This is a genomic window from Solihabitans fulvus, from assembly GCF_008386585.1.
In the GTDB taxonomy this organism is placed as follows: Bacteria; Actinomycetota; Actinomycetes; order Mycobacteriales; family Pseudonocardiaceae; genus Solihabitans; species Solihabitans fulvus.
The window spans coordinates 48,138-72,163 of record NZ_VUOB01000011.1 but is presented as its reverse complement, the minus strand read 5'-3'; the positions used below and the strand labels follow the sequence as shown (position 1 = coordinate 72,163).

At 70.8% G+C, this 24,026-nt stretch carries 22 protein-coding genes, 1 tRNA gene and 1 riboswitch; of the genes, 9 read left to right on the top strand and 14 right to left on the bottom strand.

The genetic code is table 11. The features are described 5' to 3' along the window. The first annotated feature begins 11 nt into the window (after positions 1 to 11). From F0L68_RS07980 to lipB, 3 genes are read left to right on the top strand one after another with little or no spacing between them, the layout of a single operon-like run. Positions 12 to 902 carry a TIGR01777 family oxidoreductase gene (locus F0L68_RS07980; protein WP_149848827.1) on the top strand — a complete coding sequence of 297 codons (891 nt, stop codon included), beginning with the start codon at positions 12 to 14 and terminating at the stop codon, positions 900 to 902. Beyond that, positions 899 to 1,534, top strand: coding sequence for a phosphatase PAP2 family protein (locus tag F0L68_RS07975; protein WP_188316453.1), 636 nt, complete (start codon positions 899 to 901; stop codon positions 1,532 to 1,534). Before F0L68_RS07980 ends, F0L68_RS07975 begins: the two co-directional genes overlap by 4 nt. A 10-nt stretch (positions 1,535 to 1,544) precedes the next feature. Next, the gene (lipB, locus tag F0L68_RS07970; protein ID WP_149848826.1) at positions 1,545 to 2,285 is read left to right on the top strand and encodes a lipoyl(octanoyl) transferase LipB; all 741 of its coding nucleotides are present in this window, start codon (positions 1,545 to 1,547) and stop codon (positions 2,283 to 2,285) included. A gap of 53 nt (positions 2,286 to 2,338) precedes the next feature. Here lipB and F0L68_RS07965 read toward each other — a convergent pair whose 3' ends face one another. The 4 genes from F0L68_RS07965 to F0L68_RS07950 all read right to left on the bottom strand — a co-directional run bounded on the left by F0L68_RS07965 (position 2,339) and on the right by F0L68_RS07950 (position 7,417). After that, on the bottom strand, positions 2,339 to 3,274 hold the full coding sequence (locus F0L68_RS07965) for an LLM class F420-dependent oxidoreductase (protein ID WP_149848843.1): 936 nt from the start codon (positions 3,272 to 3,274) through the stop codon (positions 2,339 to 2,341). 53 nt (positions 3,275 to 3,327) lie between these two features. Next, a complete protein-coding gene (gene tnpB / locus F0L68_RS07960; protein WP_188316452.1) occupies positions 3,328 to 4,647 on the bottom strand; it encodes an IS607 family element RNA-guided endonuclease TnpB in 1,320 nt (439 codons plus the stop codon). Positions 4,648 to 4,856: 209 nt separating this feature from the next. After that, on the bottom strand, positions 4,857 to 6,572 hold the full coding sequence (locus F0L68_RS07955; protein ID WP_149848825.1) for a glycoside hydrolase family 27 protein: 1,716 nt from the start codon (positions 6,570 to 6,572) through the stop codon (positions 4,857 to 4,859). 143 nt (positions 6,573 to 6,715) lie between these two features. After that, positions 6,716 to 7,417, bottom strand: a complete 702-nt coding sequence (locus F0L68_RS07950; protein WP_149848824.1) for a TetR/AcrR family transcriptional regulator — start codon at positions 7,415 to 7,417, stop codon at positions 6,716 to 6,718. A gap of 101 nt (positions 7,418 to 7,518) precedes the next feature. Here F0L68_RS07950 and F0L68_RS07945 point away from each other — a divergent pair, with 101 nt between their 5' ends. Continuing rightward, entirely contained in the window at positions 7,519 to 8,040 is a 522-nt protein-coding gene (locus F0L68_RS07945) for a hypothetical protein (protein ID WP_149848823.1), read from the top strand. 60 nt (positions 8,041 to 8,100) lie between these two features. Further along, complete coding sequence (locus F0L68_RS07940; protein WP_149848822.1) at positions 8,101 to 9,030, top strand: oxidoreductase; 930 nt, start codon at positions 8,101 to 8,103, stop codon at positions 9,028 to 9,030. A gap of 59 nt (positions 9,031 to 9,089) precedes the next feature. Here the strand turns inward: F0L68_RS07940 and F0L68_RS07935 are convergent, their stop codons facing one another. Then, on the bottom strand, positions 9,090 to 11,240 hold the full coding sequence (locus tag F0L68_RS07935) for a hypothetical protein (RefSeq protein ID WP_188316451.1): 2,151 nt from the start codon (positions 11,238 to 11,240) through the stop codon (positions 9,090 to 9,092). A 416-nt stretch (positions 11,241 to 11,656) separates the two neighbouring features. Here F0L68_RS07935 and lipA point away from each other — a divergent pair, with 416 nt between their 5' ends. After that, positions 11,657 to 12,658: a lipoyl synthase gene (gene lipA / locus F0L68_RS07930; protein WP_149848821.1), complete on the top strand. Its 1,002-nt coding sequence runs from the start codon at positions 11,657 to 11,659 to the stop codon at positions 12,656 to 12,658. Between the two features lie 206 nt (positions 12,659 to 12,864). On the opposite strand, the gene F0L68_RS07925 is transcribed toward lipA, so the two are convergent. Next, positions 12,865 to 13,896, bottom strand: a complete 1,032-nt coding sequence (locus F0L68_RS07925; RefSeq protein WP_149848820.1) for a saccharopine dehydrogenase family protein — start codon at positions 13,894 to 13,896, stop codon at positions 12,865 to 12,867. Between the two features lie 66 nt (positions 13,897 to 13,962). Further along, positions 13,963 to 14,610: a TetR/AcrR family transcriptional regulator gene (locus F0L68_RS07920; RefSeq protein ID WP_188316450.1), complete on the bottom strand. Its 648-nt coding sequence runs from the start codon at positions 14,608 to 14,610 to the stop codon at positions 13,963 to 13,965. A gap of 106 nt (positions 14,611 to 14,716) precedes the next feature. Here F0L68_RS07920 and F0L68_RS07915 point away from each other — a divergent pair, with 106 nt between their 5' ends. Further along, entirely contained in the window at positions 14,717 to 15,928 is a 1,212-nt protein-coding gene (locus F0L68_RS07915; protein WP_223198585.1) for a cytochrome P450, read from the top strand. 21 nt (positions 15,929 to 15,949) lie between these two features. Beyond that, positions 15,950 to 16,147, top strand: coding sequence for a ferredoxin (locus F0L68_RS07910; protein ID WP_149848818.1), 198 nt, complete (start codon positions 15,950 to 15,952; stop codon positions 16,145 to 16,147). Between the two features lie 93 nt (positions 16,148 to 16,240). Here the strand turns inward: F0L68_RS07910 and F0L68_RS07905 are convergent, their stop codons facing one another. The 5 genes from F0L68_RS07905 to F0L68_RS07885 all read right to left on the bottom strand — a co-directional run bounded on the left by F0L68_RS07905 (position 16,241) and on the right by F0L68_RS07885 (position 18,907). After that, on the bottom strand, positions 16,241 to 17,152 hold the full coding sequence (locus F0L68_RS07905; RefSeq protein ID WP_149848817.1) for a zinc-binding dehydrogenase: 912 nt from the start codon (positions 17,150 to 17,152) through the stop codon (positions 16,241 to 16,243). Between the two features lie 122 nt (positions 17,153 to 17,274). After that, on the bottom strand, positions 17,275 to 17,571 hold the full coding sequence (locus F0L68_RS07900) for a hypothetical protein (protein ID WP_149848816.1): 297 nt from the start codon (positions 17,569 to 17,571) through the stop codon (positions 17,275 to 17,277). A gap of 200 nt (positions 17,572 to 17,771) precedes the next feature. Beyond that, positions 17,772 to 17,846: transfer RNA gene (locus F0L68_RS07895), tRNA-Val, on the bottom strand. Positions 17,847 to 17,889: 43 nt separating this feature from the next. Beyond that, positions 17,890 to 18,354 (bottom strand): peroxiredoxin, encoded by a 465-nt coding sequence (locus F0L68_RS07890; RefSeq protein ID WP_149848815.1) that lies wholly within the window; start codon positions 18,352 to 18,354, stop codon positions 17,890 to 17,892. 121 nt (positions 18,355 to 18,475) lie between these two features. Further along, positions 18,476 to 18,907: a DUF3052 domain-containing protein gene (locus F0L68_RS07885; RefSeq protein WP_149848814.1), complete on the bottom strand. Its 432-nt coding sequence runs from the start codon at positions 18,905 to 18,907 to the stop codon at positions 18,476 to 18,478. Between the two features lie 381 nt (positions 18,908 to 19,288). On the opposite strand from F0L68_RS07885, the gene aceE reads away from it, so the two are divergent. Next, on the top strand, positions 19,289 to 22,066 hold the full coding sequence (aceE, locus tag F0L68_RS07880) for a pyruvate dehydrogenase (acetyl-transferring), homodimeric type (protein WP_223198584.1): 2,778 nt from the start codon (positions 19,289 to 19,291) through the stop codon (positions 22,064 to 22,066). 67 nt (positions 22,067 to 22,133) lie between these two features. Here the strand turns inward: aceE and pnuC are convergent, their stop codons facing one another. Next, positions 22,134 to 22,778 (bottom strand): nicotinamide riboside transporter PnuC, encoded by a 645-nt coding sequence (gene pnuC / locus F0L68_RS07875; RefSeq protein WP_149848812.1) that lies wholly within the window; start codon positions 22,776 to 22,778, stop codon positions 22,134 to 22,136. 89 nt (positions 22,779 to 22,867) lie between these two features. Next, positions 22,868 to 22,996: riboswitch (FMN riboswitch) on the bottom strand. A 148-nt stretch (positions 22,997 to 23,144) separates the two neighbouring features. Beyond that, positions 23,145 to 23,966, bottom strand: a complete 822-nt coding sequence (locus F0L68_RS07870) for a mechanosensitive ion channel family protein (RefSeq protein WP_149848811.1) — start codon at positions 23,964 to 23,966, stop codon at positions 23,145 to 23,147. Between the last annotated feature and the right edge of the window lie 60 nt (positions 23,967 to 24,026).

Here is a 24,026-nt window from a genome sequence, read left to right as displayed (position 1 = left end):
ACGATCAACCCATGCGTGTGGTGGTCGCCGGTTCCTCCGGCCTGATGGGTACCAGCCTGGTCGCCTTACTCCGAGGTTCGGGGCACGAGGTGCTGCGCCTGGTGCGCCGCCGCCCGGCCGCCCCGGACGAGCGGCGCTGGGATCCGCCCGCCGGCCGGATCGAGGACGGCGCGCTGGACGGCGTCGACGCGGTGGTGAACCTGTGCGGGGCCGGCGTCGGCGACAAGCGGTGGAACGAGGCGCGCAAGCAGGTGCTGCGGGACAGCCGCACGGTGCCGACGGAGGTGCTCGCCTCGGCCGCCGCCGAACACGGGGTGGCCACGCTCGTCAACGCCTCGGCGGTCGGCTACTACGGCGACACCGGCGACCGGGTCACCGACGAGACCGCCGGGCCGGGCACGGGCTTCCTCGCGGATCTGGTGCGCGAGTGGGAGCTGTCCACCGCGCCAGCCGAGGACGGCGGGGTGCGGGTGGCGCTGCTGCGCACGGGACTGGTGCTGTCGCCGTCCGGCGGGCTGATGGGCAGGCTGCGTCCGCTGTTCTCGATGCTGCTCGGCGGGCAGCTCGGCAACGGCAGGCAGTACCAGCCATGGATCTCCATCGACGACGCGGTCGCCGCGATCCGGTTCGTGCTGGAACACGACGAGGTGGCCGGGCCGGTCAACATCACCGGGCCCGGCCCGGTGACCAACGCGGAGTTCACCAGGGCGCTGGGCCGCGCGCTCGGCCGCCCGACCCCGTGGGTGATCCCCGGGTTCGCGCTGCGGCTCGTGCTCGGCGAGTTCGCCGACGAGGCCGTCCTGGTCGGCCAACGCGCCGTGCCGAGGGTGTTGGAACGACACGGCTTCACCTTCGCGCACTCGTCCCTCAACGCCGCGCTCAACGCCACGCTGTCGCGATGACCGGACGCGCGACCAGGCGACCGGCGATCCTGCTCGGCGCGCTGCTGGCCGCGGCCTCCGTGCTGCTCGGCTGGGCTGTGCACGCCACCGTGCCGGCGCCGGACGCCTGGGCGCTGCGGGCCGTCGGCGAATCGCGGTCCGGACCGCTCGGCACGGTGGCGCGGGTGGTCAGCACGGTGCTCAGCCCCGGCCTTGCCACGGGTGTGCTGGTGCTGCTCGGCGCGCTGGCCGGCGTGCAGTGCCTGCGGCGGCGGCACGAGGCCGCGTGGCTGCTGCTGCGGTGCGGCCTGCTGCTTGGCGTGTGCTGGCTCACCGTCCTCGCCCGCTACGCCTACCGCAGGGTGCGGCCGATCGACTATCCACAGTGGAGCTACCCGAGCGGGCACGTGACGGCGGTGGGTTCCGTCGCCGTGGTCGCCGTCGTGCTGTGCGCGCGGCTCGCGGCTCGGCAGCTGCGCACGGTGGCGCTGCTTGCGCTGCTCGCGGTGCTGGTCACCGGGGTCAGCAGGGTGGTGCTGCGGATGCACTGGCCGACCGACGTGCTCGGCGCGATGCTGGCCGTCGGCGGGGTCGGGCTGGTCGCGGCCGCGCTGCTCGGGCTGCTGCCAACCCGCGCCGCTCCCTCGGCGTAGATTCGTGGTCGTGACTGGTCCTGAGATCTCCTGCCGCGCATCCGGTGACCCCGTGCATGTGCGCGAGCTTGGCACCATCGACTACCAGGCCGCGTGGGACCTGCAACGGGAGCTGGCGCTGGCGCGCGCCGACGGCACGGGCCCCGACACGATGCTGCTGCTGGAACATCCCGCGGTGTACACGGCGGGGCGGCGCACCACCGACGACGAGCGTCCGGTGGACGGCACCCCGGTGATCGACGTCGACCGGGGCGGCAAGATCACCTGGCACGGGCCGGGGCAGCTGGTCGGCTACCCGATCGTCGGGCTGGCCGAGCCGCTGGACGTCGTGCACTACGTGCGGCGGCTGGAACAGGCGCTGATCGCGGTGTGCGACGAGTTCGGCGTGCCGACCGGCCGGGTCGACGGCCGCAGCGGCGTGTGGATCGCCGCCGACGACCGAGGCCCCGAGCGCAAGATCGCCGCGATCGGCATCCGCGTGCAGCGCGGCGTGACCATGCACGGCTTCGAGATCAACTGCGACGCCGACCTCTCGGCGTTCGACCGGATCGTGCCGTGCGGCATCCGGGACGCCGGGGTCGCGTCGCTGACCGGCGAGCTGGGCAGGACCGTGACCGTGGCCGGGGTGCTGCCGCTGGCCCGCGACGCGGTGCTCGCCTCGCTGAACGGCGAGCTGCCGATGACCGACCGCTGGCTGCCGCGACAGGAGCCGGTCGTCAGCCCCGGCGTCACCTTCGCGCTGAACACCTGACGTCCCGTGGTGTCGGGGCGGACGGCTCCGCCCCGACACCACGCGCACGCCGGTCAGCGCAGCTGCGGGGCCACCTCGGCCGCGACCAGCTCAAGGTGGTCGAGGTCGGCCAGGTCCAGCAGCTGGAGGTAGACGCGGCTGATGCCCGTCCGCTCGCGCCACCGGCCGAGCCGGTCGACCACCTCGGCCGGGGTGCCGGCCAGTCCGTTGGCGCGCAGTTCGTCGGCGTCCCGGCCGATCACGGCCGCGCGCCGGGCGACCTCGCTGTCGTCCCGGCCGACGCAGGCCACCAGCGCGACCGAGCGGGTGATCTCCGCGGGGTCCCTGCCGATGGCCGCGCAGGCCGCCTCGACGCGGCCGAACTGCGCCGCCGCGGCGTCGACGTCGACGAAGGGCAGGTTGAACTCGTCGGCGAAGCGGGCGGCGAGCGCCGGGGTGCGTTTGGCGCCCATGCCGCCGATCAGCACCGGCGGTCGGGGACGCTGCGCTGGCTTGGACAGGGCGGGCGAGTCGGCGAGCCGATAGTGCTTGCCGGCAAAGGAGAACGTGCCGCCCTCGGGTGTCGCCCACAGGCCGGTGATGATCTCCAGCTGCTCGCCGTAGCGTTCGAACCGCTCGCCGAGTGCCGGGAACGGGATGCCGTACGCGGAGTGCTCCTCCTCGTACCAGCCCGCGCCGAAGCCGAACTCGACGCGCCCGCCGGACATCTGGTCGACCTGGGCGATGGTGATCGCGAGGACGCCGGGATACCGGAAGGTCGCCGAGGTCATCAGGGTGCCCAGCCGGATCCGGCTGGTGTCCCTGGCCAGCCCGGCCAGCGTGGTCCAGGCGTCGGTCGGGCCGGGCAGCCCGTCGGCCGAGCCCATCTTCAGGTAGTGGTCGGAGCGGAAGAACGCGTCGTAACCCGCGTCCTCCGCGCTCCGCGCGACTGCGAGCAGGTCGTCGTAACTGGCCCCTTGCTGGGGCTCGGTGAAGATCCTGAGTTCCACGCCTTCCGAAGCTACCGTTACCTGAAAGCTGAGTGAAGGTGAGTCCACTGTGCTCAGGCAGCCGACGCGTTGCCGCGCCGACGTTGACCCGTGGGGCCTTCCCGTGGCAGTACCCGCTGCGCCGCAAGCGGTCGTCTTACCTGGGTTTCCATCGGGCTGTCACGACGCAACTCGCCGCCACCACCGCCCGTAACCACGCTGACCAGCTTGGCGAGGTTACGGGCGGCGTTGAGATCACGATCCAGCACGAAACCGCACTGGTGGCAGGTGTAGACCCGGTCGGACAGGCGCAGTTTGGCTTTCACCGCGCCACAAGCCGAACATGTCTTGGAGCTGGGATACCACCGGTCCGCGACGTGCACGTGCACGCCCGCCCACTGGGCTTTGTACTCGACCTGCCGGCGCAGTTCGGCCATGCCGACCCCGGCGACGCGCCGGGCCAACCGGCGGTTCTTGGTCATGCCGGCCACGTTGAGGTCTTCCAGCACGATCGCGCCGAACGTGCGCACCAGGCGAGTCGACAGCTTGTGCAGGCCGTCCCGCCGAGCGTTGGCGACCGCTGTGTGCAGCCCAGCGACCCGGACCTGGGTCCTGCGCCACCGCTGCGAGGGCGTGGTGTTGGTCCGCCGGTCGGGCCCCTGCCGCCGGGAGGCTTGTCGTTGCCGCCGCCGCAGTTCCCGCTGGGCGATCTCCAGGTGCTTCGGGTTGGCGATGACCTCGCCGGTCGACAGCATGGCCAGGGACTTCAGGCCCAGGTCCACACCGACGACGGCGTCGGGTCGGGTCGGTCCGGGATCGACCCTGTCGATCTCCACGGAGAACGACACGAACCACCGGCCCCGACGGTGCGACACGGTCGCCGACCTGATCCGGGCGGTGCCGTGCTCGACGTGCCGGGCCAGCTTCCGCGTGGACTCGTGGGTGCGGACCAGGCCGATCCTGGGCAGCGTGACGTGTCGGCGGTCAGCGTCGGCTAGGCCGAACGCGCCAGTGGTGAACCGGCACGACAGGGCGTTGCGCTTGCCTTTGAACCTCGGGAACCCGACCATGCGGCCATGTCGCTTGCCGGTGCGGGAGTCGGCCCAGTTCTTCAGCGCTGTGGCGAGGTTGGCCAGACCCGACGAATAGGCTTCCTTCGAGTTCTCGGTCCACCACGGCGCGACAGCGTCCTTGGCCCGGTTCCAGTCCTTGCGCAGGCTGTAGGCCGACCACGACACCGACGGCGTCAGCTGATCGTCGGGGACGCCATAGGAGCGTTCCGCGTCGCGTTGCGCCAGGTTGGCAGTGACCTGCGCCAAGCCCCAGTTGAAGGCGTAACGCTGGCCACCGCAGTGCGATCGCAACTGGGCGTCCTGGGCCGGTGTCGGGTCCACAGCGAAGTGGTATGCCTGAAGGACCGCGCTCACTGGGCGGCCTCGCCCGAACGACCGCGCCCACTCATGCCAACTTCACCCGCTCAGTAGAACACACGTTCGATTACACGTCGTAACGAACCGCCGAACAGTTCGCTACCCCCGCCCCGGCCGCAGGGCATCGGGACGGGGGCGCTTCGCCGCCCACCGGTGCGGGCGACCGTCCTGGGTCAGGCCGGCAGCGACCAGATCTGGTTGGCCTGGTTCGCGCCGCACGACCAGATGATGATCTTCGTGCCGTCGGCGGAGCCGCCGCCGCTGGCGTCGAGGCATCGGCCGGACTGCGGGTTCACCAGGTTGCCGTTCTGCCGGTAGGACCACTGCTGGCCGCCGCTGCCGTCGCAGCCGAACAGCTGCACCGCGGTGCCGGCCGAGGTCGCGCCGCCGGCCGCGCCGAGGCACTTGCCGAGCACCCGGACGGTGCCGTCGCCCGGCAGGGTCATCCGCTGGTTCGGGTTGGCGGTGCAGGAGTACAGGATGATCTGGCTGCCGTCGGCGGTGCTGCTCATGGTGTCGTCGAGGCACTTGCCGCCGGGTCCGGTGATCTGGCCGGTCGGCTGGGCGGCGGCGCAGCCCGCGGACGGGTGCACCCGCAGGATCGCGGTGCCGTGCGCCGGGATCGTCGCGCCGAACTGGCCGGTTGAGGTGCTGGTCGCGCCGCTCCACAGGTCCTTCACGGAGTAGCTGCACCCTGGACCGCCGAGCAGGCCGACGGCGTCGACGGTGGTGTTGGCCGTCGTGGCGGAGGATCCCCGGTTGAGCAGGCTCACCGCCCGGTCACCGCCGGCCAACGGCTTGGCCAGGACGTCGACGGTGCCGTTCTGCGCGACCACACTGCCTTGTGCGCCAAGGGAATCCTGGTCGACGGCGATGACGTCGGCGTTGCCGAGCGTCGCGATCGAGGCCTGCGACAGCGCGGTCACGTCGGCGCCGAGGATCAGCGGCGCGGCCATCATCGCCCACAGCGCGGTCTGGCTCCGCGACTCGTCGGCGGTCAGGCCGGGGTCGCCCGCGATGACGAAGTCGGGGTCGTTCCAGTGGCCAGGACCGGCATACCTGGCGAGCGGGTGGTTGTAGTCGTAGTTGCCAAGCACGCTCCCCCACCGGCTCGCGGTCGGACGGTTCGGGTCGTAGGTCGCGATGTCGTAGCCCTCGCGCCAGAGCTGGCCGTACTGGGCGACCCAGCCGAGCACGGTGTACCAGGCCGGGGTGCCCTGGAAGTAGGCGGGCGCGGACTCGGAGAACACGATGTCGCGGCCCGCGGCGGCCAGGGCCTGGCTCTGCTGGGCGTAGGCCGAGCGGTAGGTCTGCTCGCTGGTCTGACCGGACACCGACGGCACGTTGCAGCCGTCGAGCTTGAGGTAGTCCACGCCCCAGGAGGCGAACAGCTTGGCGTCCTGGGCGAAGTGGCCCCAGCTGCCGGGGTAGCCGCCGCAGGTGCTGGTGCCGGCGTCCTCGTAGATGCCGAACTGGAGGCCCCTGGCGTGCAGGTAGCTGCCGAGCCAGGCGAGGCCGTGCGGGAACTTGCCCTGGTCGGCGACGAGGTCGCCGGAGGAGTTCCGCGAGGTGGCCATCCAGCAGTCGTCCAGGGTGACGGTGCGGTAGCCCTTGTCGGCGAGGCCGGTGCTGACCAGCGTGTCGGCGGTGCTGGTGATCAGCTGTTCGGTCAGCCCGCACTGGTAGTGCGACCAGTCGTTCCAGCCCATCGGCGGGGTCGGCGCGAGCTGGGCGAGCGGTCGGGCGGCCGCGCCGGTGTCGGGCGCGGTCCTGGCGAGTGCGGCGGTGGTCGGGACGGGGGCGGCGGCCGCGGTGCCGGCCAGTGGCAGGGCGACGGCCGCTAGGCAAGCGGCGGCGATCGTGGCTCTGCTCCAGCGATGGGTTGACATGGTTCCTCCTGGCAGGGGCTGGCGGAACTGTGTGCTGGGTCACCAAGCCAACCCATCAGAGTGTGCACGGAGGTGATTGTCAAGGAGCATTTTCGCGCAGAAATGTGCAGATCGACTGCGATCTGAGCGTCTGAACCGAGAAATCAGCGGTGCCGCGAGCGGCGACCGGAGGACTTCGACTCGGCCGCACACTCAGCCCCGAGCCGTACGGCCTGCGGCAGGCGCAGCCCGTGCACGACCCTGGTCAGCGACGCCACCACGTCCGCGCTCGTCTTCTTCGGGTCCGAGGCGCTCGCGATCATCGTCGCGGCCGTGGACAGCGCGCCGAACAGCAGCCTGGTGGTGATCTCCACCGACACGACCTCGATCTCGCCCGCGTCGACCAGCAGCTCGATCGCCGCCCTGAGCACGCCGAAGCTGAAGTGCTCCTCCGCCTCGCGCCAGCGCTCCCAGCCCATCACCACCGGGGCCTCGTGGATGACGATGCGCTGGTAAGAGGACTCGAGGCAGACCTGGATGTAGGCGCGCAGGCCGGCCATGGCCGTCTCCCACGGGTCGCCCGGTGCGGTGACGATCTCGCCGAGGCGCCCCATCACCTTGGCCTCGACCGCGTCGAAGGCGGCCTCGAACAGCGCCTGCTTGCCACTGAAGTGGTGGTAGAGCGCGCCCTTGGTGACCCGCGCGCGCTTGGCGACCTCGTCGAGCGAGGTGCCCGCGTAGCCGCGCTTGGTGAACAGCTCGACGGCGCTGTCCACCAGGGCCTGCCTGGTGGACTCGGAGTACTCCAAACGTCTCGACCGCCCTGTCACCACGTCGTTGTCACCACGCTCACAACCGTACGACATACCGCCGGTACGTACTCGTGGTATGTTCACTCCATCGCTCCATACCGTGAGTATGCCGAAGACCATCGGTATGGCCCCGGTCACGGACGAGGAGGCTTTCCATGAGCTGGCAGGACTTCTATCTGCGGCGTGACGTGCTCGACGCCGTGTTGCGGCAGGCCAGGCGCGATCCCGCGGGCCCGCTGCCCTTCACCGAGATTCCCGGCGCCAGCACGGTCTTCGCCGATCGAGACGAGCTGCTGCTCGCCCTGCACTACAAGTGGATGCAGCAGCTCACCGGCCGGGTCGGCCTCGCGCTCGCCGACGCCGAGCGGAGCCCCGACGTGGACCGCGTCGACGCCGTGACGCGCGGCTGGCGCGACCTGGCCACCGCCCAGCCGACGCTGCGGGCCGTGCTGGACGCCCACCTGAACACCGAGCAGGAGGCCGCCCGCCGGGCCGTCGAGCGCGAACAGCGGATGCTCGCGCTGGCCGCGGGCCTGGCCGACGCCCGCGAGCCGGACCGGGACATCACCCGCGTCGGCGCGGCGTTCCAGGCCCTGCTGCGCAGCACGCCGACGCGCCCGGCGCGACGGCGCGGCCCGGTCGAGCAGCTGCTACGCCGCCTGGTGCCCACGACCTGACCCGGCGAACCAGCCGCGCAAAGACTGGTGTCCGCCGCTACCGAACGGTAGGGATGGCGCATGGCGAACTGGACCGAAGCGGACCTGCCCGATCAGTCGGGCCGCACCGTGCTGATCACCGGCGCGAACTCCGGGCTCGGGCTGCGCAGCGCGGCCGTGCTCGCGGGCAGGGGCGCGCGGGTGCTGCTGGCCTGCCGCTCCCCCGAACGCGGCGAACGCGCGTTGGCCGAGGTGCTGGCAGGCGGCGGCGAGGCCGAACTGCTCGCGCTCGACCTCGCCGATCTCGGGTCGGTGCGCGCCGCGGCGGCGGAGGTGCGCGAACGCACCGGGGACGCGCTGGACGTGCTGATGAACAACGCCGGCGTGATGGCACCGCCGCTGCGCCGCACCGCCGACGGCTTCGAGTCGCAGTTCGGCACCAACCATCTCGGCCACGCCGCCCTGACCTGGCTGCTGCTGCCCGCGCTGCGCACGCGGCCGGGCGCGCGCGTGGTCACGCTGTCCAGCCTCGCGCACGAGCAGGGCAGGCTGAACTTCGACGACCCGAACTTCGAGCGCCGCAGGTACCGGGCCTGGTCCGGCTACGCGCAGTCCAAGCTGGCGAACCTGCTGTTCGCGCTGGAGCTGGACCGCAGGGTGCGGACCGAGGGCCTTGACCTGGTCAGCGTCGCCGTGCATCCCGGCGTGACCGCGACCGAGCTGTCGGCCAACATGGGCCGCAACCGGGGCAGCGCACTGCTGGACGCCGGCGGCAGGGTGGTCAATGCGCTGTTCGCGCAGCGGGTCGAGGCCGGGGCGCTGCCGCAGCTGTACGCGGCGACGGCGGCGGGCGTGCGCGGCGGCGAGTACTACGGCCCCGACGGGTTCCGCGGCATGCGCGGCCATCCGGCGTTGGCGCGGATGACGTCCGCGGCCAGGGATCCCCGGGCGGGCGAGCGGCTGTGGGAGCTGACCGCCGAGCTGACGGGTGTCGCCCCCGAGCCGTCCTGAGGCGTCGGGCGGGGGCGCCCGAACCGATCGGACGCCCCCGCTTTCCGTTGCCGGCTCGGCTACTTCGCCGCCCTGGGGAGCGTCGCCGCGGTCGCGATGTTGGCCTTGCGCGGCGCCGCCTGGTTCGGCACCGACGGCCGGGGCGCGGTGGCCAGCGACGCGACGATGCGCGCCGCGGGCACCCGAAGGGCCGAGGACGGCTGGGTTCGGGCCGACGGCCGCGTCAGGGTCAGCACCCGCGACGGCCCGACGTCGGCGTAGCCGGAGCGCTCCCCGGCGTAGGCGTCGCCGAAGGCCGCGCCGTTCACCGTGGTGCCGTCGGGCACGGTGACCGGGACGCTCGCGTCGGCCGTCCCCTCCACCGTCACCGCCCCGCCCTGCTCGTACGCGCTGACGGTGCCGGCGTCCCGCGTCGCCTGCCAGGCGGCCTGCCGTTGCAGCGCGACTCCTGAGTCGGTCAGCGAGGGGCTGACCACCGGTGCGTTGGCCGCGAACTCGGCCCGGTAGGTCGACAGGATGTTCTCCAGCAGCGGGTAGAGCAGCCTGCCCTCGGCCAGGTTGGACTGGTGCACGTAGTGCGGCCTCGGGTCGTTGCCGAGCACGTGTCCCAGCGCGATCCGCGACTCCAGCGGCAGGATGTAGGACTGGTAGCCCGTCGCCCCGTCGAGCGGCTTGATGCACGTCGTGGTGTCCGGGTGGTCCTCGCAGATCCCGCTGCCGCCGTCGGCCCGCGACGTGTAGATCCAGTTGTACTCGGCGACCTCCTCGGCGGGATTGGCCACGTTGTAGAACACGTTGATCGGGTGCCTTGGCACCCCGAGCGCCGAGGCGACCTGGCGCTGCGCCGGCTCGCGCGAGGCGTCCATGCCGAGCCAGCCGATCCCGTCCGCCTGAAGGGCGGCGAGGAAGTTGGGGTTGTCCTGCGGCTGCTGCGGCAGGATCAACGTGCCGGAGTGCTCCCCCGCGACCAGCTCGTCCGGCACCACGGCCAGGCCGTGCTGCTGGGCGAACGTCAGGTTCTTGGCGATCTGGTCGTCGATGAACTGCTGGCTCACCCACGCGGTCTGGCCGGTTGCCGGGTCCGTCGCGCAGCGCCACGGGATCACGGTGAAGTCCTGCACGCAGCCGAGGAACTCGTGCGTGTAGGTGTGGTTGACCCACCGGAACTGCGTCGCGAGCGACTGGAGGGTGGTGGTCAGGGGGTCGGAGCCCTGGTCGGCGACGATCTCGTCACTGCTGCCGCCGTTGAACAGGAAGTCGAACCGGAAGTCGTGCGCGGTCTGCCAGGCCGCCGCGTCGACGGCGTCCTGCGGGGTCATCCTGATCGGCGTGGTGTCCGGCGTGCCTGGCGGGCAGTCGTTGTTGCCCGGCGTGCAGTGCGCGGCGATGTTCCACCGGTCGTCCGCGCCGAAGAGATCATCCACGTGCACGCTGAGATAATTGCGGTAGTAGCCAAGGTGTACGCCCCTGGTCAGCCAGGTGACAATACCGTGTGAAACCACCTTGAACTGCTGCTGATCGCCGTTGTAGGCGAAGTTCAGCACAAGCTGTTCGATGCCGGACGCGCGATAGACGCCGGCCAGCACCCCGGTGGTCGAGGTGCCGGGCACCGATGCGGTGAGGAACGGCTCGAAGTGCGCGCCGGTGGCCGGGTCGTCCGGTCGCGCCGTGGCCAGATATCCGTATGCCTCGGTCATTGTCGGGTCGTTGTCCTCGAATGTCACCGGACCAGCCAGGTAGCCGAACCCGGCGGCCGCGGCGGCCGGCGTCACCTGCGCGGTCGTGCCGTCCAGGGCGCCGGAGTACAGCGGCGAGTTCTCACCGACGGTGACGTTGGGATAGGCGAACCCGGTGATCTGGCGGACCGCGAAGTCCTGCTCGAAGGAGGACAGCGCGGTCAGTTCGGCGGCGCCGAGCCCGGTCGGCGCCTGACTGGGCAGCACGACGCCCTGGAACTTGGCGTGCGGCGTGCCGTCGGACAGTTGGTCCGCGAGGAACGCGGAGGTGAGCTGCGGGCGAGTGCTGTCACCGAGGGTGACGACCGTGGCCGGCGCGCCCTCTGCGGCGAGCTCGGCCCTGATCGCCTCGACCCACGGCGTTCCGTCCGTGACGACGAGCACCCGCAGGTCGATGCGCGGCGGCGCCGAGGCCGCGTTGGCGGCCGATGGCAGGGCGGCCGAGCCGACGAGCAGGCCCAGCACTACTGACAACAGCAGGACAAGTGGTCGATTTCGACCGATTGATCTCACGGTTACCCCGTTCACGCGTGCGCGGCATTTACACGCTTCTCAATCAAAGGCACGCAGTTGCGGCCCCGCTGAACGTAATCGCCCCTTGCTCGGGCCCGTTACAGGTTCGCACATCGCGGGAAGAGCATATTTCCAGGGAATTCCCAGGTTAGCTTCACCAATGACGCAACCAATGACACGGCGTGAGAAACGTCCGATGCCGAACAAGGACATCCGACAATATTTCGGACAGCGCGACGGGAATGGGTTCCCGCCATTGGCTGACAACGGACCCGCCCATCGAGGTTGTCCATCAGGCGCGGGTATGCCCTTCGGCGACGGCGGGACGCCGCTCGCGTGACCCCGGACACGCCCGCGCGCGGCGTAGGGTGACGCCCGTGACCGTCGCACCGGAGGGGCGGAAGATGTTGCGGCTAGAGGTCCGCAACAGTCAGACGCCTATCGAGAAGAAGCCCTCGTGGATCAAGACCAAGGCAAAGATGGGCCCCGAGTATCGGGAGCTCAAAGGCCTGGTCCGCCGCGAGGGTCTGCACACGGTCTGTGAGGAAGCAGGCTGCCCCAACATCTACGAGTGTTGGGAGGACCGCGAGGCCACCTTCCTCATCGGCGGTGACCAGTGCACCCGTCGCTGTGACTTCTGCCAGATCGACACCGGCAAGCCCGCCGACTTCGACCGGGAGGAGCCGCGCCGGGTCGCCGAGTCGGTGCAGGCCATGGGCCTGCGCTACTCGACCGTCACCGGGGTCGCCAGGGACGACCTGCCCGACGGCGGCGCGTGGCTCTACGCCGAGACCGTCCGGCAGATCCACGAGCTGAACCCTGGCACCGGCGTCGAGCTGTTGATCCCCGACTTCAACGCGGAGCCCGACCAGCTCGCCGAGGTGTTCGGCTCCCGGCCCGAGGTGCTCGCGCACAACGTGGAGACGGTGCCGAGGATCTTCAAGCGGATCCGCCCCGGCTTCCGCTACGAGCGCTCCCTCGACGTGATCACTGCCGCGCGCGAGGCAGGCCTGGTCACCAAGTCCAACCTGATCCTCGGCATGGGCGAGACCCCGGACGAGGTCACCGAGGCGCTCAGCGACCTGCACGACGCGGGCTGCGAGATCATCACGATCACCCAGTACCTGCGGCCGAGCCCCCGGCACCACCCGGTGGAGCGCTGGGTCAAGCCGGAGGAGTTCGTCGCGCACTCCGCCACCGCGGAGCAGATCGGCTTCAGCGGCGTGATGGCCGGCCCGCTGGTGCGGTCCTCCTACCGCGCCGGGCGGCTCTACGCGCAGGCCGTGCAGAAGCGCGGCGAGCAGGTGCCGGCCAACCTGGGCCACCTGCTCGAGGCCGGCAGCGCCGCCCAGGAGGCCAGCTCGCTGCTGGCGAGGTAGGTCCCGCTCGCTTGGTTCGTCGACGAGGGCCCGTGGTTCGCGCCGCGCGGTGTCCGGGGATGTTGTCGGGGTGATTCCGGGATCCAGGTCGTGTCTCGCAAGGCGCCGCCGCGTCCTCATCCCGTTGTTGGATGGGGGCGTGGCGGCAACGCCGCGAGACGCGGGCTGGGCCAGGAAGGACCCGTCAGGCGTCCCCGGACACCGCGCTACGGGCCCTCGACGCCGTCCAGGGTCGTGACGAAGTCCGCGCCAAGGGCGGACGACGGGGTGTGCGCGCCCGGCACGACACCGCCCTCGGTCAGCCGCGCCACGGCGCGCAGCACCGCGTCGGCGGTCAGCGAGTAGGCGTTCGGGCCGCTCAGCGACGCCGACACCCGGCCGCCGTCCTCGTCCCGCGCCTCGCCCCAGACCTGGCAATGGCTGGCCGCCCGCCTTGCCTCGCTCGGGCCGCTGACCAGCCGGTCCGCCAGTTCCTTGCCGATCCGCTGGGTGATCGGCGCGCGCAGCAGCGGCGCGAGCACCGACTGCGCGGTGCCGACCGGGCCCGGCAGGGTCGTGTACGTGGTGATGTTCGGGATGCCGGTCGACCGGTAGGCCGTGCTCAGGTCGCCCCACGGGACCGCCGAGACGCGCCGGGGCCCCGACCGGAACACCGCGATCGCCTTGCGGTGGCCCAGCGGCACGGCCCGCAGCTCGCCGTCCTCGCGGACGCGCCCACCGGCGAAGCCGCTCTCCACCGTGGTCTTCGCGGTGCCGGGGCTCATCCCGCCCTCGGCGACGAACGCGAGGTCAAGGCTCGTCGCGGTGGGCAGCTGGGCGGCGAGCGTCGCGGCGAGGCAGTCGGTCGGCACGACGTCGAAGCCCGCGCCGGGCAGCAGCACGACACCGGCCCGTTCGGCCGCGTCGTGCTGCCGGAAGATGTCCTCGAAGACGTCGATCTCGCCGGTGATGTCCAGGTAGTGCGTGCCGGTGGCCAGGCAGGCGGCCACCATCGGCCCGGAGGTGGCCGAGAACGGCCCCGCGCAGTGCGCGACGACCTCGACACCGGCGAGGGCGTTCCGCGCGTCCTGCGGCGCGTCCAGCGCGAAGACGCGGTGTTCGAGGCCGAGCCGGCCGGCGAGCTCGGCGACCGCGTCCCGCGAGCGCCCGGCCAGGATCGGAGTTTCGCCGCGCCGCACGGCGAGTTCGGCGATCAGCCGGCCGGTGTACCCGTTCGCGCCGTAGACCATCCACGCCATGCGCCGAGCATGCCCGATCTCAAGCCGCACTACTAGTGGGTAGCTTCGCCGGAAGCGGCGCGGCCCTCAGCCCTTCATCATGCGGAACAGCTCGCGCAGCTCGGTCGCGGTGATCGCCCTTCCCGGCAGCGGGCGGGTGTTGGTCGCGGCGAGCCCGTCGAGCATGATCTCCAGGTAGCGCGCCGGCTGCCACCGGGAGGTCAGCTCGGCCAGGCCGTGCGGCGGCCGGCCGATCATGACGATGAGCAGTGAGATGTCGCCCATGCCGATGCCCTCGCGGAGCGTCCCGTCGGCGCGGGCCTGCTCGACCGTGGCCTCGACGAGCCCGACCAGCTCGTCCCGGCTCGCGCCGAGGGCGGGATCGGCACGAATCCGGTCGGACAGCACCGGGCCGAGCGAGCCAGCGCGCAGCTCGACCATCCTGCGCACGAACCGGACGAGCGCGTGCCAGGCGTCCGGCTCCTCGGCGACGGCGGCGCGCATCTCGTCAAGACCCCGCCGCATGTTGTCCGCCATGAGGTCCCTGACCAGGCTGTCCCGGTCGGGGAAGCGCCGGTAGAGCGTGCCGATGCCGACGCCCGCGCGCCTGGCGATCTCGTCGAGCGGTGCGTCCGGTCCCTGTTCCAGGAAGACATCGCGGGCGGCGGCGAGCACCTGTTCCCGGTTTCGCCGGGCGTCTGCCCGCAACCGGGCGCCCTGCTCACGCTCCGACACCGGTTTTCTCCTTTTAGTGAAATTCACTGGAGGGTTTTCCTCCGGTTCCGGTAGCGTAGCGAATGTAAGTGGAGGATTTTCCTCCGATGATCTCTGGGGAGGTAGCGTGACCAGCACCGAAACCAGTGCCCCGCAGTACCCCATGCAGCGGAGCCGCCCGCTCGACCCGCCGACCGAGCTGGCCGAGATCCGGTCGGAACGGCCGGTGAGCCGCGTGACGCTGTGGGACGGGACCCAGCCCTGGCTGGTGACCCGCCTCGAGGACGCGCGAGTGGTGCTCGGCGACCGACGGTTCAGCGCCGACCTTCGGACGCCGGGATTCCCGATGGTGCTCAGGGCGCAGCAGGCGCTGCGCAGGCCTGACGACGTCGTCCCGTTCATTCGAATGGACCCGCCAGAGCACGGCGTGTTCCGGCGCATGCTCACCCGCGACTTCATGATCAAGCGGGTGAACGCGCTCCGGCCGAAGATCCAGGAGATCGTGGACGGGTTCCTCGACGAGATGCTCGCGAAGCCCGCGCCGGCCGACCTGGTGGCCGAGTTCGCCCTGCCGGTGCCGTCGCTCGTGATCGCGCTGCTGCTCGGCGTGCCCTACGAGGATCACGGGTTCTTCCAGTCCCGCAGCAACGTCCTGCTCAACCTGGAGTCGACCGCCGAGGACGTCCAGGGCGCCCGCGCGGCGTTGGACGCCTACCTCGGCGACCTGGTGGACCGGCGGTTGCGGGAGCCCGGCGACGACCTGATCAGCCGGCTCGCCGTCGAGCGGCTGGCCACCGGGGAGCTGTCCAGGGAGCAGCTCGTCTCGATGAGCTTCCTGTTGCTCATCGCCGGGCACGAGACCACGGCCAACATGACCGCGCTGAGCATCCTCAGCCTGCTCCAGAACCCGGACCAGCTGGCGGTGCTGCGGGACGACCCGACGCTGATTCCCGGCGCGGTGGAGGAACTGCTGCGGTTTCACACGATCGTGCACATCGGGCTGCCGAGGGTCGCGCTCGAGGACGTGACCTTCGGCGACGTGACGATCAGCGCGGGCGAGGGCGTGATCGTCTCGCTCCCCGCCGCCAACCGCGACGAGGAACAGTTCGCCGACCCGGACCAGCTGGATGTGACCCGGGAGGCTCGGCGGCAGATCGCGTTCGGGTTCGGCGTGCACCAGTGCCTCGGGCAGCCGCTGGCAAGGGCCGAGCTCCAGATCGCGGTGGAGACGGTGCTGCGCAGGGTGCCCACGCTGCGGCTCGCCGTGCCGACGGAGGAGATCCCGTTCCGGACCGCCATGGCCATCTACGGCGTGCACCAACTGCCCGTCACCTGGTGACAAGTCGAGGGAGGAACGCCAATGCGAGTCGTCGTTGACTCGGACAAGTGCTGCGGCTCTGGTCAGTGCGTGCTGACCGCGCCTGACGTGTTCGACCAGCGGGACGAGGACGGCACGGTCCTGCTTTTGGACGCCGAGCCGCCGGCGGAACTGCACGAGGCGGTGCGGCAGGCCGTGACGCTGTGCCCGTCCTCGGCGATCAGCGTCGTCGAGGACTGACCGAGGCGCCGGAACGCCGGGACGGCCGGGGGTTCACCCCGACGTCCCGGCGCCCCGGCATTGCCGCGTTCCGCCTGCTCGGTCGAGGTCGGGTCAGTCGAGGTCGAGCACGACCTTGCCGAGCACCCTGCGGCTGATCAGCTCGTCGGCCGCCTCGGCGACGCGCGTCCAGCTCCCGCGCCAGTCGACCTGCGGGTCCAGCCGACCGGCCGCGAGCAGGCTGACCAGATAGGCCAGGTCCTCGCCGATGCCGTCCGCGAGCCGGAACGACTCGAGGCGGCGCAGCACGCCGACCGTGGAGTAGGGCGGGAACACCGTCGACTCGCCGGACGCGGCGCCGATGGACAGCACGGTGCTGCCGACGGCAAGCAGGCCGTGCGCGGTCGCCAGCGTCGGGCCGCCGATCAGGTCCAGCGCGCCGAACACGGGCTCGCGCACCGAGTCGAGGCCGACCACGACCTCCGCCGCGCCCAGCTCGGCGAGGCCCGCGCCGCGCGCCTCGCTGCCGACCGAGGCGACCACGTGCGCGCCGGCCAACGCGGCCAGCTGCACGGCGTACCGGCCGACGCCGCCGGACGCGCCGGTCACCAGCACCCGCCGGCCGGCGATCGAGCCGAACCGGCGCAGCGCCTGCAACGCCGTGCCAGCGGCGACGGGCAGCGCGCTGGCCAGGCCGAGGTCAAGCTCGTCCGGCACCACGGCGAGATCGTTGGTGCGCACCGCGCGCAGCGTCGCCCACGCGCCGCTCCAGTCGAAGGTGACCACGCGGGTGCCGACCGCCGGTCCTGAGCCGTCCTCGGCGGCGCGGATCACGACGCCGGCCGCGTCCCAGCCCGCGATGCTGCCCGCCGGGTGGTCCGGCGAGGCGACCATGCCGAGTTCGCCGCGGTTCAGCGACACCGACGACACCTCGACCAGCGCCTGGTCCCGACCGGGCTCCGGGTCGGGCGCCTCGCCGAGCCGCAGGCTCGCCGGGGAGTTGTGGTCTACCAACAGTGCGCGCACCGAAAACCTCCATGCCGAATGAACACCATGTCGATCAGCACGAGGGTTCGTCGCGGTATTCCAGCCGACCGGTGTCGGCAAGATCTCTCCAAGATCCGCTCAGGAGTCCCGGCCCGCCGGGGTCAGGAGTGCCGGCCCGCCGGCCTCGGCAGCGCGACGGCCCCGACGAGCAGCAGCGCCCCGAACCCGGCAACGGGCAGCGCCCATGTCCGGCGGGTGTCCCTGGCCTGCGCGCACTGGCCGGGAAACCGCACCGAGGCGACCCCGGTGGCCCGCTCCTGCGAGCCCCAGCCGAAGGCGTTGCCGCAGGACAGCGCGGCCCCCTCCGCCGAACTGACGGCCACGGGTAGCAGCAGGATCGCCAGCCCGGCGAGGGCGAACGCGACACCGACCAAACCGGCGACCAGCCTGGGAGTCATGCCGCCTCCTCGAACCACCCCACCTGGGCTGCCCGATACGAAACGGCACGATGGATCACAGCAACACCGGCAAACGGCTCAACGCCGTACCGAAGTGCGTCGGGTACCACGGGTGATGTCCGTGCTCGGATCTCACAGTTATGGGGTCACTGAGCGCCGTGCGTCCGTCGCCTACTGCCGAGATTCCGTGTTTCCGCTGCTGGTGGGCGCGGCAGGTTTCGAACCTGCGACCCTCGGTTTGTAAGACCGATGCTCTCCCGCTGAGCTACGCGCCCTGACGTGCCGGACGGTCAGCGACCGTCCGGCACGCGGGAGTTGTCAGGCCGACAGCGCCGCGACGGCCTTCTTCCAGGCATCCTGGTCCCTGGCCTCGCCGGGCTGGTTGACCTCGACGAACCGAAGCGTGCCCTCGGTGTCGACCAGGAACGTTCCACGGGTGGCCAGGCCGGCCGCCTCGTTGAACACGCCGTAGGTCTTGGCGACCTCGCCGTGCGGCCAGAAGTCCGACAGCAGCGGGAACGTGTAGCCCTGCTGCTCGGCCCACGCCTTGAGGCTGAACGGCGTGTCCACGGACACGCCGATGACCTGGACGTTCTCGCCCTCGTACACGGACAGCTCGTCCCGGACCTGGCACAGCTCGCCCTGGCAGATCCCACTGAAGGCGAAGGGGTAGAACACGAGCAGCACGTTGCTCTTGCCTCGGAACGACGAGAGCGTGACCTGCTGCTTGTTGTAGTCGTTGAGCGTGAAGTCCGGAGCCTCCGAACCAACCTCGAGCGCCATTCCGCGCCCCCTCCTCATCTCCTGAGCCGCACTGGCCTTCTCGCGGGCTCGCACGCACGGCGAAGCCCGGCGGTCCACCGCGCTGGGAACCAAACCCAGCCTAGGGCACCGCTTCGCAGGCTCAGCGCTTGGACTTCGCCGACTTGGGCGAGACCAGCCTCGTCCCCGACCAGTCCTCCGCGACGCTGATGTTCGACGTCTGAGCAAGGCCGACAGTCGGCACCGCCTCGGCGATCTCGCTCGGCTCGACGTGCCCAGACCGGCCGTTCTTCGGCGTCAGGACCCAGATCACGCCGTTCTCGGCGAGGGGGGTGGCGGCGTCCACGAGGGTGTCTACAAGATCACCGTCGCCATCCCGCCACCACAACAGGACCACGTCAACGACCTCGTCGGAGTCCTCGTCGAGTAGGTCGCTGCCGACCTTCTCCTCGATGGCGGCACGGACGCTGTCGTCAACGTCATCGTCCCAGCCGATCTCCTGGACCAGGTTGCCCGGTTCGATCCCGAGCCTCTCGGCGACGCCGACCTTGCCGGCATCTCCCGCGGCGACCACGGCTACTCACTCCTCCAACTGCGCAAGTGCGGCAGTCATGTCGACTGCCGCACGGTGTGCCAATCCCGGTCGACGTTAGCGAACACTGCCCACCCCCACCTGCGCAACCGTCCACACCGTGACACGCCGTTAGGACACCCCGCCACCCCCTCGTTCGAGGGCATGAGGCAGGCTGCACATACCTCCTATCCGCGCGCGCGAGAACACGATTCAGAAATACTGACCAGTAGCAGTGACGAGAATGTGATCCCCGCGCCACGATGAGGCACGATGGGACGGTTGGGACCGCTGACAAACGGGGGCCCGGCCCGGCTACGAGGCCCGCCAAAACGGGTCTCGCGGCCTCAACGACGAGAGCCGACTATCAGGCGAGGAGAACCCTTGGCCCCGCAGAACAACGGCACCAGCGCCGCGGGCACCCCGGAGCGGGTGCGCGTCATTCGCGACGGGCTGGCCGCGCACCTGCCGGATATCGACCCGGAGGAGACCTCCGAGTGGCTGGAGTCGTTCGACGAGGTGCTCAAGGGCGCCGGTCAGCAACGAGCCCGCTACCTGATGCTCCGGCTGCTGGAGCGCGCCAGGGAGAGCCGTGTCGGCCTGCCTGCCCTGACCAGCACCGACTACGTCAACACGATCCCCACCGAGCAGGAGCCCTGGTTCCCCGGTGACGAGGAGACCGAGCGGCGCTACCGGGCGTACCTGCGGTGGAACGCGGCGATGACCGTGCACCGCGCCCAGCGGCCCGGTGTCGGCGTCGGCGGGCACATCTCGTCCTACGCCTCCTCCGCCACCTTGTATGAGGTCGGCTTCAACCACTTCTTCCGGGGCAAGGACCACCCCGGCGGCGGCGACCAGATCTACATCCAGGGCCACGCCGCCCCCGGTGTCTACGCGCGCGCCTTCCTCGAGGGCCGGATGTCCGCCGACCAGTTGGACGGCTTCCGCCAGGAGTACTCGCACGCGGGTCCCGGCGGCGGCCTGCCGTCCTACCCGCACCCCCGGCTCATGCCGGACCTGTGGGAGTTCCCCACCGTCTCCATGGGCCTCGGCCCGATGAACGCGATCTTCCAGGCGCGGTTCAACCGCTACCTGCACGACCGCGGCATCAAGGACACCTCCGACCAGCGGGTCTGGGCATTCCTCGGCGACGGCGAGATGGACGAGCCGGAGTCGCGCGGCGTGCTCCAGGTCGCCGCGAACGAGCACCTGGACAACCTGACCTTCGTGGTCAACTGCAACCTCCAGCGCCTCGACGGCCCGGTGCGCGGCAACGGCAAGATCGTCCAGGAGCTGGAGTCGTTCTTCCGCGGCGCTGGCTGGAACGTCATCAAGGTCATCTGGGGCCGGGAGTGGGACTCCCTGCTGCACGCCGACCGCGACGGCGCGCTGGTCAACCTCATGAACACGACGCCGGACGGCGACTACCAGACGTACAAGGCCAACGACGGCGCGTACGTCAGGGAGCACTTCTTCGGCCGTGACCCGAGGACCAAGGACCTGGTCAACGACATGAGCGACCAGGACATCTGGAACCTCAAGCGCGGCGGCCACGACTACCGCAAGGTGTTCGCCGCCTACGACGCGGCCACCGCGCACGTCGGGCAGCCGACGGTCATCCTCGCCAAGACCATCAAGGGCTACGGCCTCGGCCCGCACTTCGCCGGCCGCAACGCCACGCACCAGATGAAGAAGATGACCCTCCAGGACCTCAAGCTGTTCCGGGACAGCCTGCGCATCCCGATCAGCGACGAGGAGCTGGAGCGCGACCCGTACCTGCCGCCGTACTACCACCCCGGTCCCGACGCGCCGGAGATCCAGTACCTGGCCGAGCGGCGCCGTCAGCTCGGCGGCTACCTGCCGGAGCGGCGGGGCAAGGCCAAGGCGCTGGCGCAGCCGGCCGACAAGGTCTACGAGGTCATCCGTCGCGGGTCGGGCAAGCAGGAGGTGGCCACCACGATGGCCTTCGTCCGGCTGGTGCGCGACCTCGCCAAGGACCCGGAGATCGGCAACCGACTGGTGCCGATCATCCCGGACGAGGCGCGGACGTTCGGCATGGACTCGATGTTCCCGACGCAGAAGATCTACAACCCGCAGGGCCAGCTGTACACCTCCGTGGACGCCCAGCTCATGTTGGCGTACAAGGAAAGCCAGCAGGGTCAGATCCTGCACGAGGGCATCAACGAGGCCGGTTCGACGGCGTCGTTCACGGCCGTCGGCACCTCATACGCCACGCACGGCGAGCCGATGATCCCGATCTACATCTTCTACTCGATGTTCGGGTTCCAGCGGACCGGCGACGGCTTCTGGGCGGCCGCCGACCAGATGGCGCGGGGCTTCGTGATCGGCGCCACCGCGGGCCGCACCACGCTGACCGGCGAGGGTCTCCAGCACAACGACGGGCACTCGCTGCTGCTGGCGCACACCAACCCCGCGGTGGTCTCCTACGACGCGGCCTGGTCGTTCGAGATCGCGCACATCGTCAAGGACGGGCTGCGCCGGATGTACGGCGAGCACCCCGAGGACGTGTACTACTACCTCACCGTCTACAACGAGCCGTACCAGCAGCCGGCCGAGCCGGCGGACCTGGACGTGGAGGGCCTGCTGCGGGGCCTCTACCGGTACGCGCCCGCGCAGGGGCAGACGGGCCCAAAGGCGCAGATCCTGGTCTCCGGCGTGGCCATGCCGTGGGCGCTGGAGGCGCAGCGGCTGCTCGCCGACGAGTGGGGCGTGCAGGCCGACGTGTGGTCCGCCACCTCGTGGTCGGAGCTGCGCAAGGAGGCCGTCGAGATCGACCGGCACAACCTGCTGCACCCGGAGAGCGAGCCGAGGGTCCCGTACGTGACCCAGGCGCTGTCCGGCACAGCTGGGCCGGTGGTCGCGGTGTCCGACTGGATGCGCGCGGTGCCCGACCTGATCCGCCCGTGGGTGCCCAACGACATGCTCACGCTCGGCACGGACGGGTTCGGCATGTCCGACACCCGGCCTGCCGCGAGGCGGCACTTCCTGGTCGACGCGCAGTCGATCGTGGTCGGCGTGCTGACGGCGCTGGCGAAGCAGGGCGAGGTCGCACAGGCCACGGTCATCGAGGCCACGCGGAAGTACCGGCTGGACGACGTGCAGGCCGCTGGCCCGCAGACGTCCGACCCTGGTTCCGCCTGACCTGACCGAACCGGACCGCTGTGGCGTTGGCACACCAACGCCACAGCGGTCCGTTCGCTTTTCGGGGTCAGGCGGTCGCGGCCGACCGCGCGGCCGCGATGGCCGTGCTGCGCCGCTGCGCGGTGCGGGTCCAGTCCCGCCAGCCGATGATCACCAGGACCGCGAAGACCACGTACACGGCCGCGCTGAACCAGAGCCCGGACTTGATCTGCAACGGCACGCCGACGGCGTCGACGGCCAGCCACACCAGCCAGAACTCGACGAGGCCGAGGGCCTGCGCGGCGAAGGCGACGACGGTGCCGATGAAGATCCAGGCGTCCGGCCACGGCGCCCAGGACGCGTTCAGCGCGTCGAGCACCAGGGCCATCACGACCGTGCCGACCGCGAGCACGCCGACCATGGCGAGCCGCTCGGCCAGGGTGCCCTTGCGGACCGCGACGCCGAAGATCGGGTCGCGCCTGCGGTGCCACGCCCACCAGCCGTAGACGGAGATGGCCAGGATGACGATCTGCCTGGTCGCCAGCCCGCCGAGATGGGCGGAGCTGTACACCGCGAACAGCAGGATCGGCGCGATCAGATTGACCGGCCAGGTCCACAGGGTGCGCCGTTGGGCGAGGAACACCACGGCCAACGCGCACAGCTGGCCGACCAGCTCCGCGTAGGAGATCTTTTGACCGAACAGCGTCAACCCGTGTTCCAGCAACACATTCACCGCGTTCTCCTTCCCCAGGCTCTCCGGGGCAGAACGCAGCACCGACTAAGCGCACGACGGGCACAGCTCCGCCACGAACTCGTCGGTGGCGTGCGCGCCTCCCATCCGGACTTTCACCGTCGGCCCCGGAATCTCACCGAGTCAGCCGCCAACGAGGTCGTTGACGGGTCGCGGGCTGTACCGCCGGTTCGGACTTTCACCGAGCCCCGGAGCGCACGTCTCCTGACTTCATTGAACACGACCGGGTGCCGATCTGTTCCATGCGAAAAATGTGACCTGGCGCGCGGCCGGACAGCCGAAAGACCCACCCCGCCGCTCCGGAGAACGACGGGGTGGGCCCAAGGCGTGCGTCCCTGACCGGGACCGCTACCGGTTCGGCGGCATCTGGATACCGGACGGCGGGGTCGGCAGGTCGGACTGCGCGGCGGGGCCGGCCGGCTGCATCGGCTGCTGCCGAGGCTGCTGGCCCGACGCGGCGGCCGAGGCTGCCGTGTTCTCGTGTTCCTGGCGCGGGGTCGGCGCGTGCTGCACCTGCTCCTGCATCCGGTCCAGCCAGCCCTCCCAACGCTGCTGCATCGGCCGGATGAGGCCGCCGCCGAGGCCGACCACCAGGATGCCGCCGACGGTGGCCAGCACGGTGATCAGCACCGGCATGGTCACCGAGACCGCGATGCCGAGCTGGTTCAGCGCGGCGATCACGCCGAGCGCGACCACGAAGATGTTCACGATGTTGCCGACCATCGAGGTGAACGGCCTGTTGCCGAGCGCCGAGGTGATGAGGTTGCGCAGCACCCGGCCGACGGCCGAGGCGACCAGCACCAGCACGATGGCGACGACGATCCTCGGCAGGTACGCGATGACGTCGTTGAGCAGCTGGCTCACCGCGTTGCCGGTGCCGAAGACACCGAACGCGAGCTGCAACGCGATCAGCAGCACGAAGTAGTAGACGAGCTTCACGATCAGGCCGGTCGCGTCGATCGGGGACCGCGACATCGCGCCGCCGAGGCCGGACCGTTCGACCAGCCGATCGAAGCCGATCCTGCCGAGCAGGAAGTCGACGGCCTTGGCGATCGCCTTGGCGATCAGCCAGCCGATGAGCAGGACGATCAGGAAGCCGAACAGCTTGGGCACAAAGGTGGCGATCAGTGCCCACGCCTGGCCAAGCCCGTCGCGGATCTGGGTGCCCATGACACCCTCCTCGGTGTGCGTTGCGGGACTTCGGGGTCAGCGTGATCGTTTCGCAGTGCG

What these genes read in the sequence shown, in the direction of transcription:
- F0L68_RS07945 (WP_149848823.1), top strand. Translation starts at nt 7,519, where the DNA reads ATGAGCTGGCAGGACTTCTATCTGCGGCGTGACGTGCTCGACGCCGTG.
- F0L68_RS07910 (WP_149848818.1), top strand. Translation starts at nt 15,950, where the DNA reads ATGCGAGTCGTCGTTGACTCGGACAAGTGCTGCGGCTCTGGTCAGTGC.
- F0L68_RS07980 (WP_149848827.1), top strand. Translation starts at nt 12, where the DNA reads ATGCGTGTGGTGGTCGCCGGTTCCTCCGGCCTGATGGGTACCAGCCTG.
- F0L68_RS07870 (WP_149848811.1), bottom strand. Translation starts at nt 23,966, where the DNA reads ATGGGCACCCAGATCCGCGACGGGCTTGGCCAGGCGTGGGCACTGATC.
- F0L68_RS07890 (WP_149848815.1), bottom strand. Translation starts at nt 18,354, where the DNA reads ATGGCGCTCGAGGTTGGTTCGGAGGCTCCGGACTTCACGCTCAACGAC.
- F0L68_RS07925 (WP_149848820.1), bottom strand. Translation starts at nt 13,896, where the DNA reads ATGGCGTGGATGGTCTACGGCGCGAACGGGTACACCGGCCGGCTGATC.
- F0L68_RS07955 (WP_149848825.1), bottom strand. Translation starts at nt 6,572, where the DNA reads ATGTCAACCCATCGCTGGAGCAGAGCCACGATCGCCGCCGCTTGCCTA.
- F0L68_RS07975 (WP_188316453.1), top strand. Translation starts at nt 899, where the DNA reads ATGACCGGACGCGCGACCAGGCGACCGGCGATCCTGCTCGGCGCGCTG.
- F0L68_RS07950 (WP_149848824.1), bottom strand. Translation starts at nt 7,417, where the DNA reads ATGTCGTACGGTTGTGAGCGTGGTGACAACGACGTGGTGACAGGGCGG.
- F0L68_RS07900 (WP_149848816.1), bottom strand. Translation starts at nt 17,571, where the DNA reads ATGACTCCCAGGCTGGTCGCCGGTTTGGTCGGTGTCGCGTTCGCCCTC.
- F0L68_RS07940 (WP_149848822.1), top strand. Translation starts at nt 8,101, where the DNA reads ATGGCGAACTGGACCGAAGCGGACCTGCCCGATCAGTCGGGCCGCACC.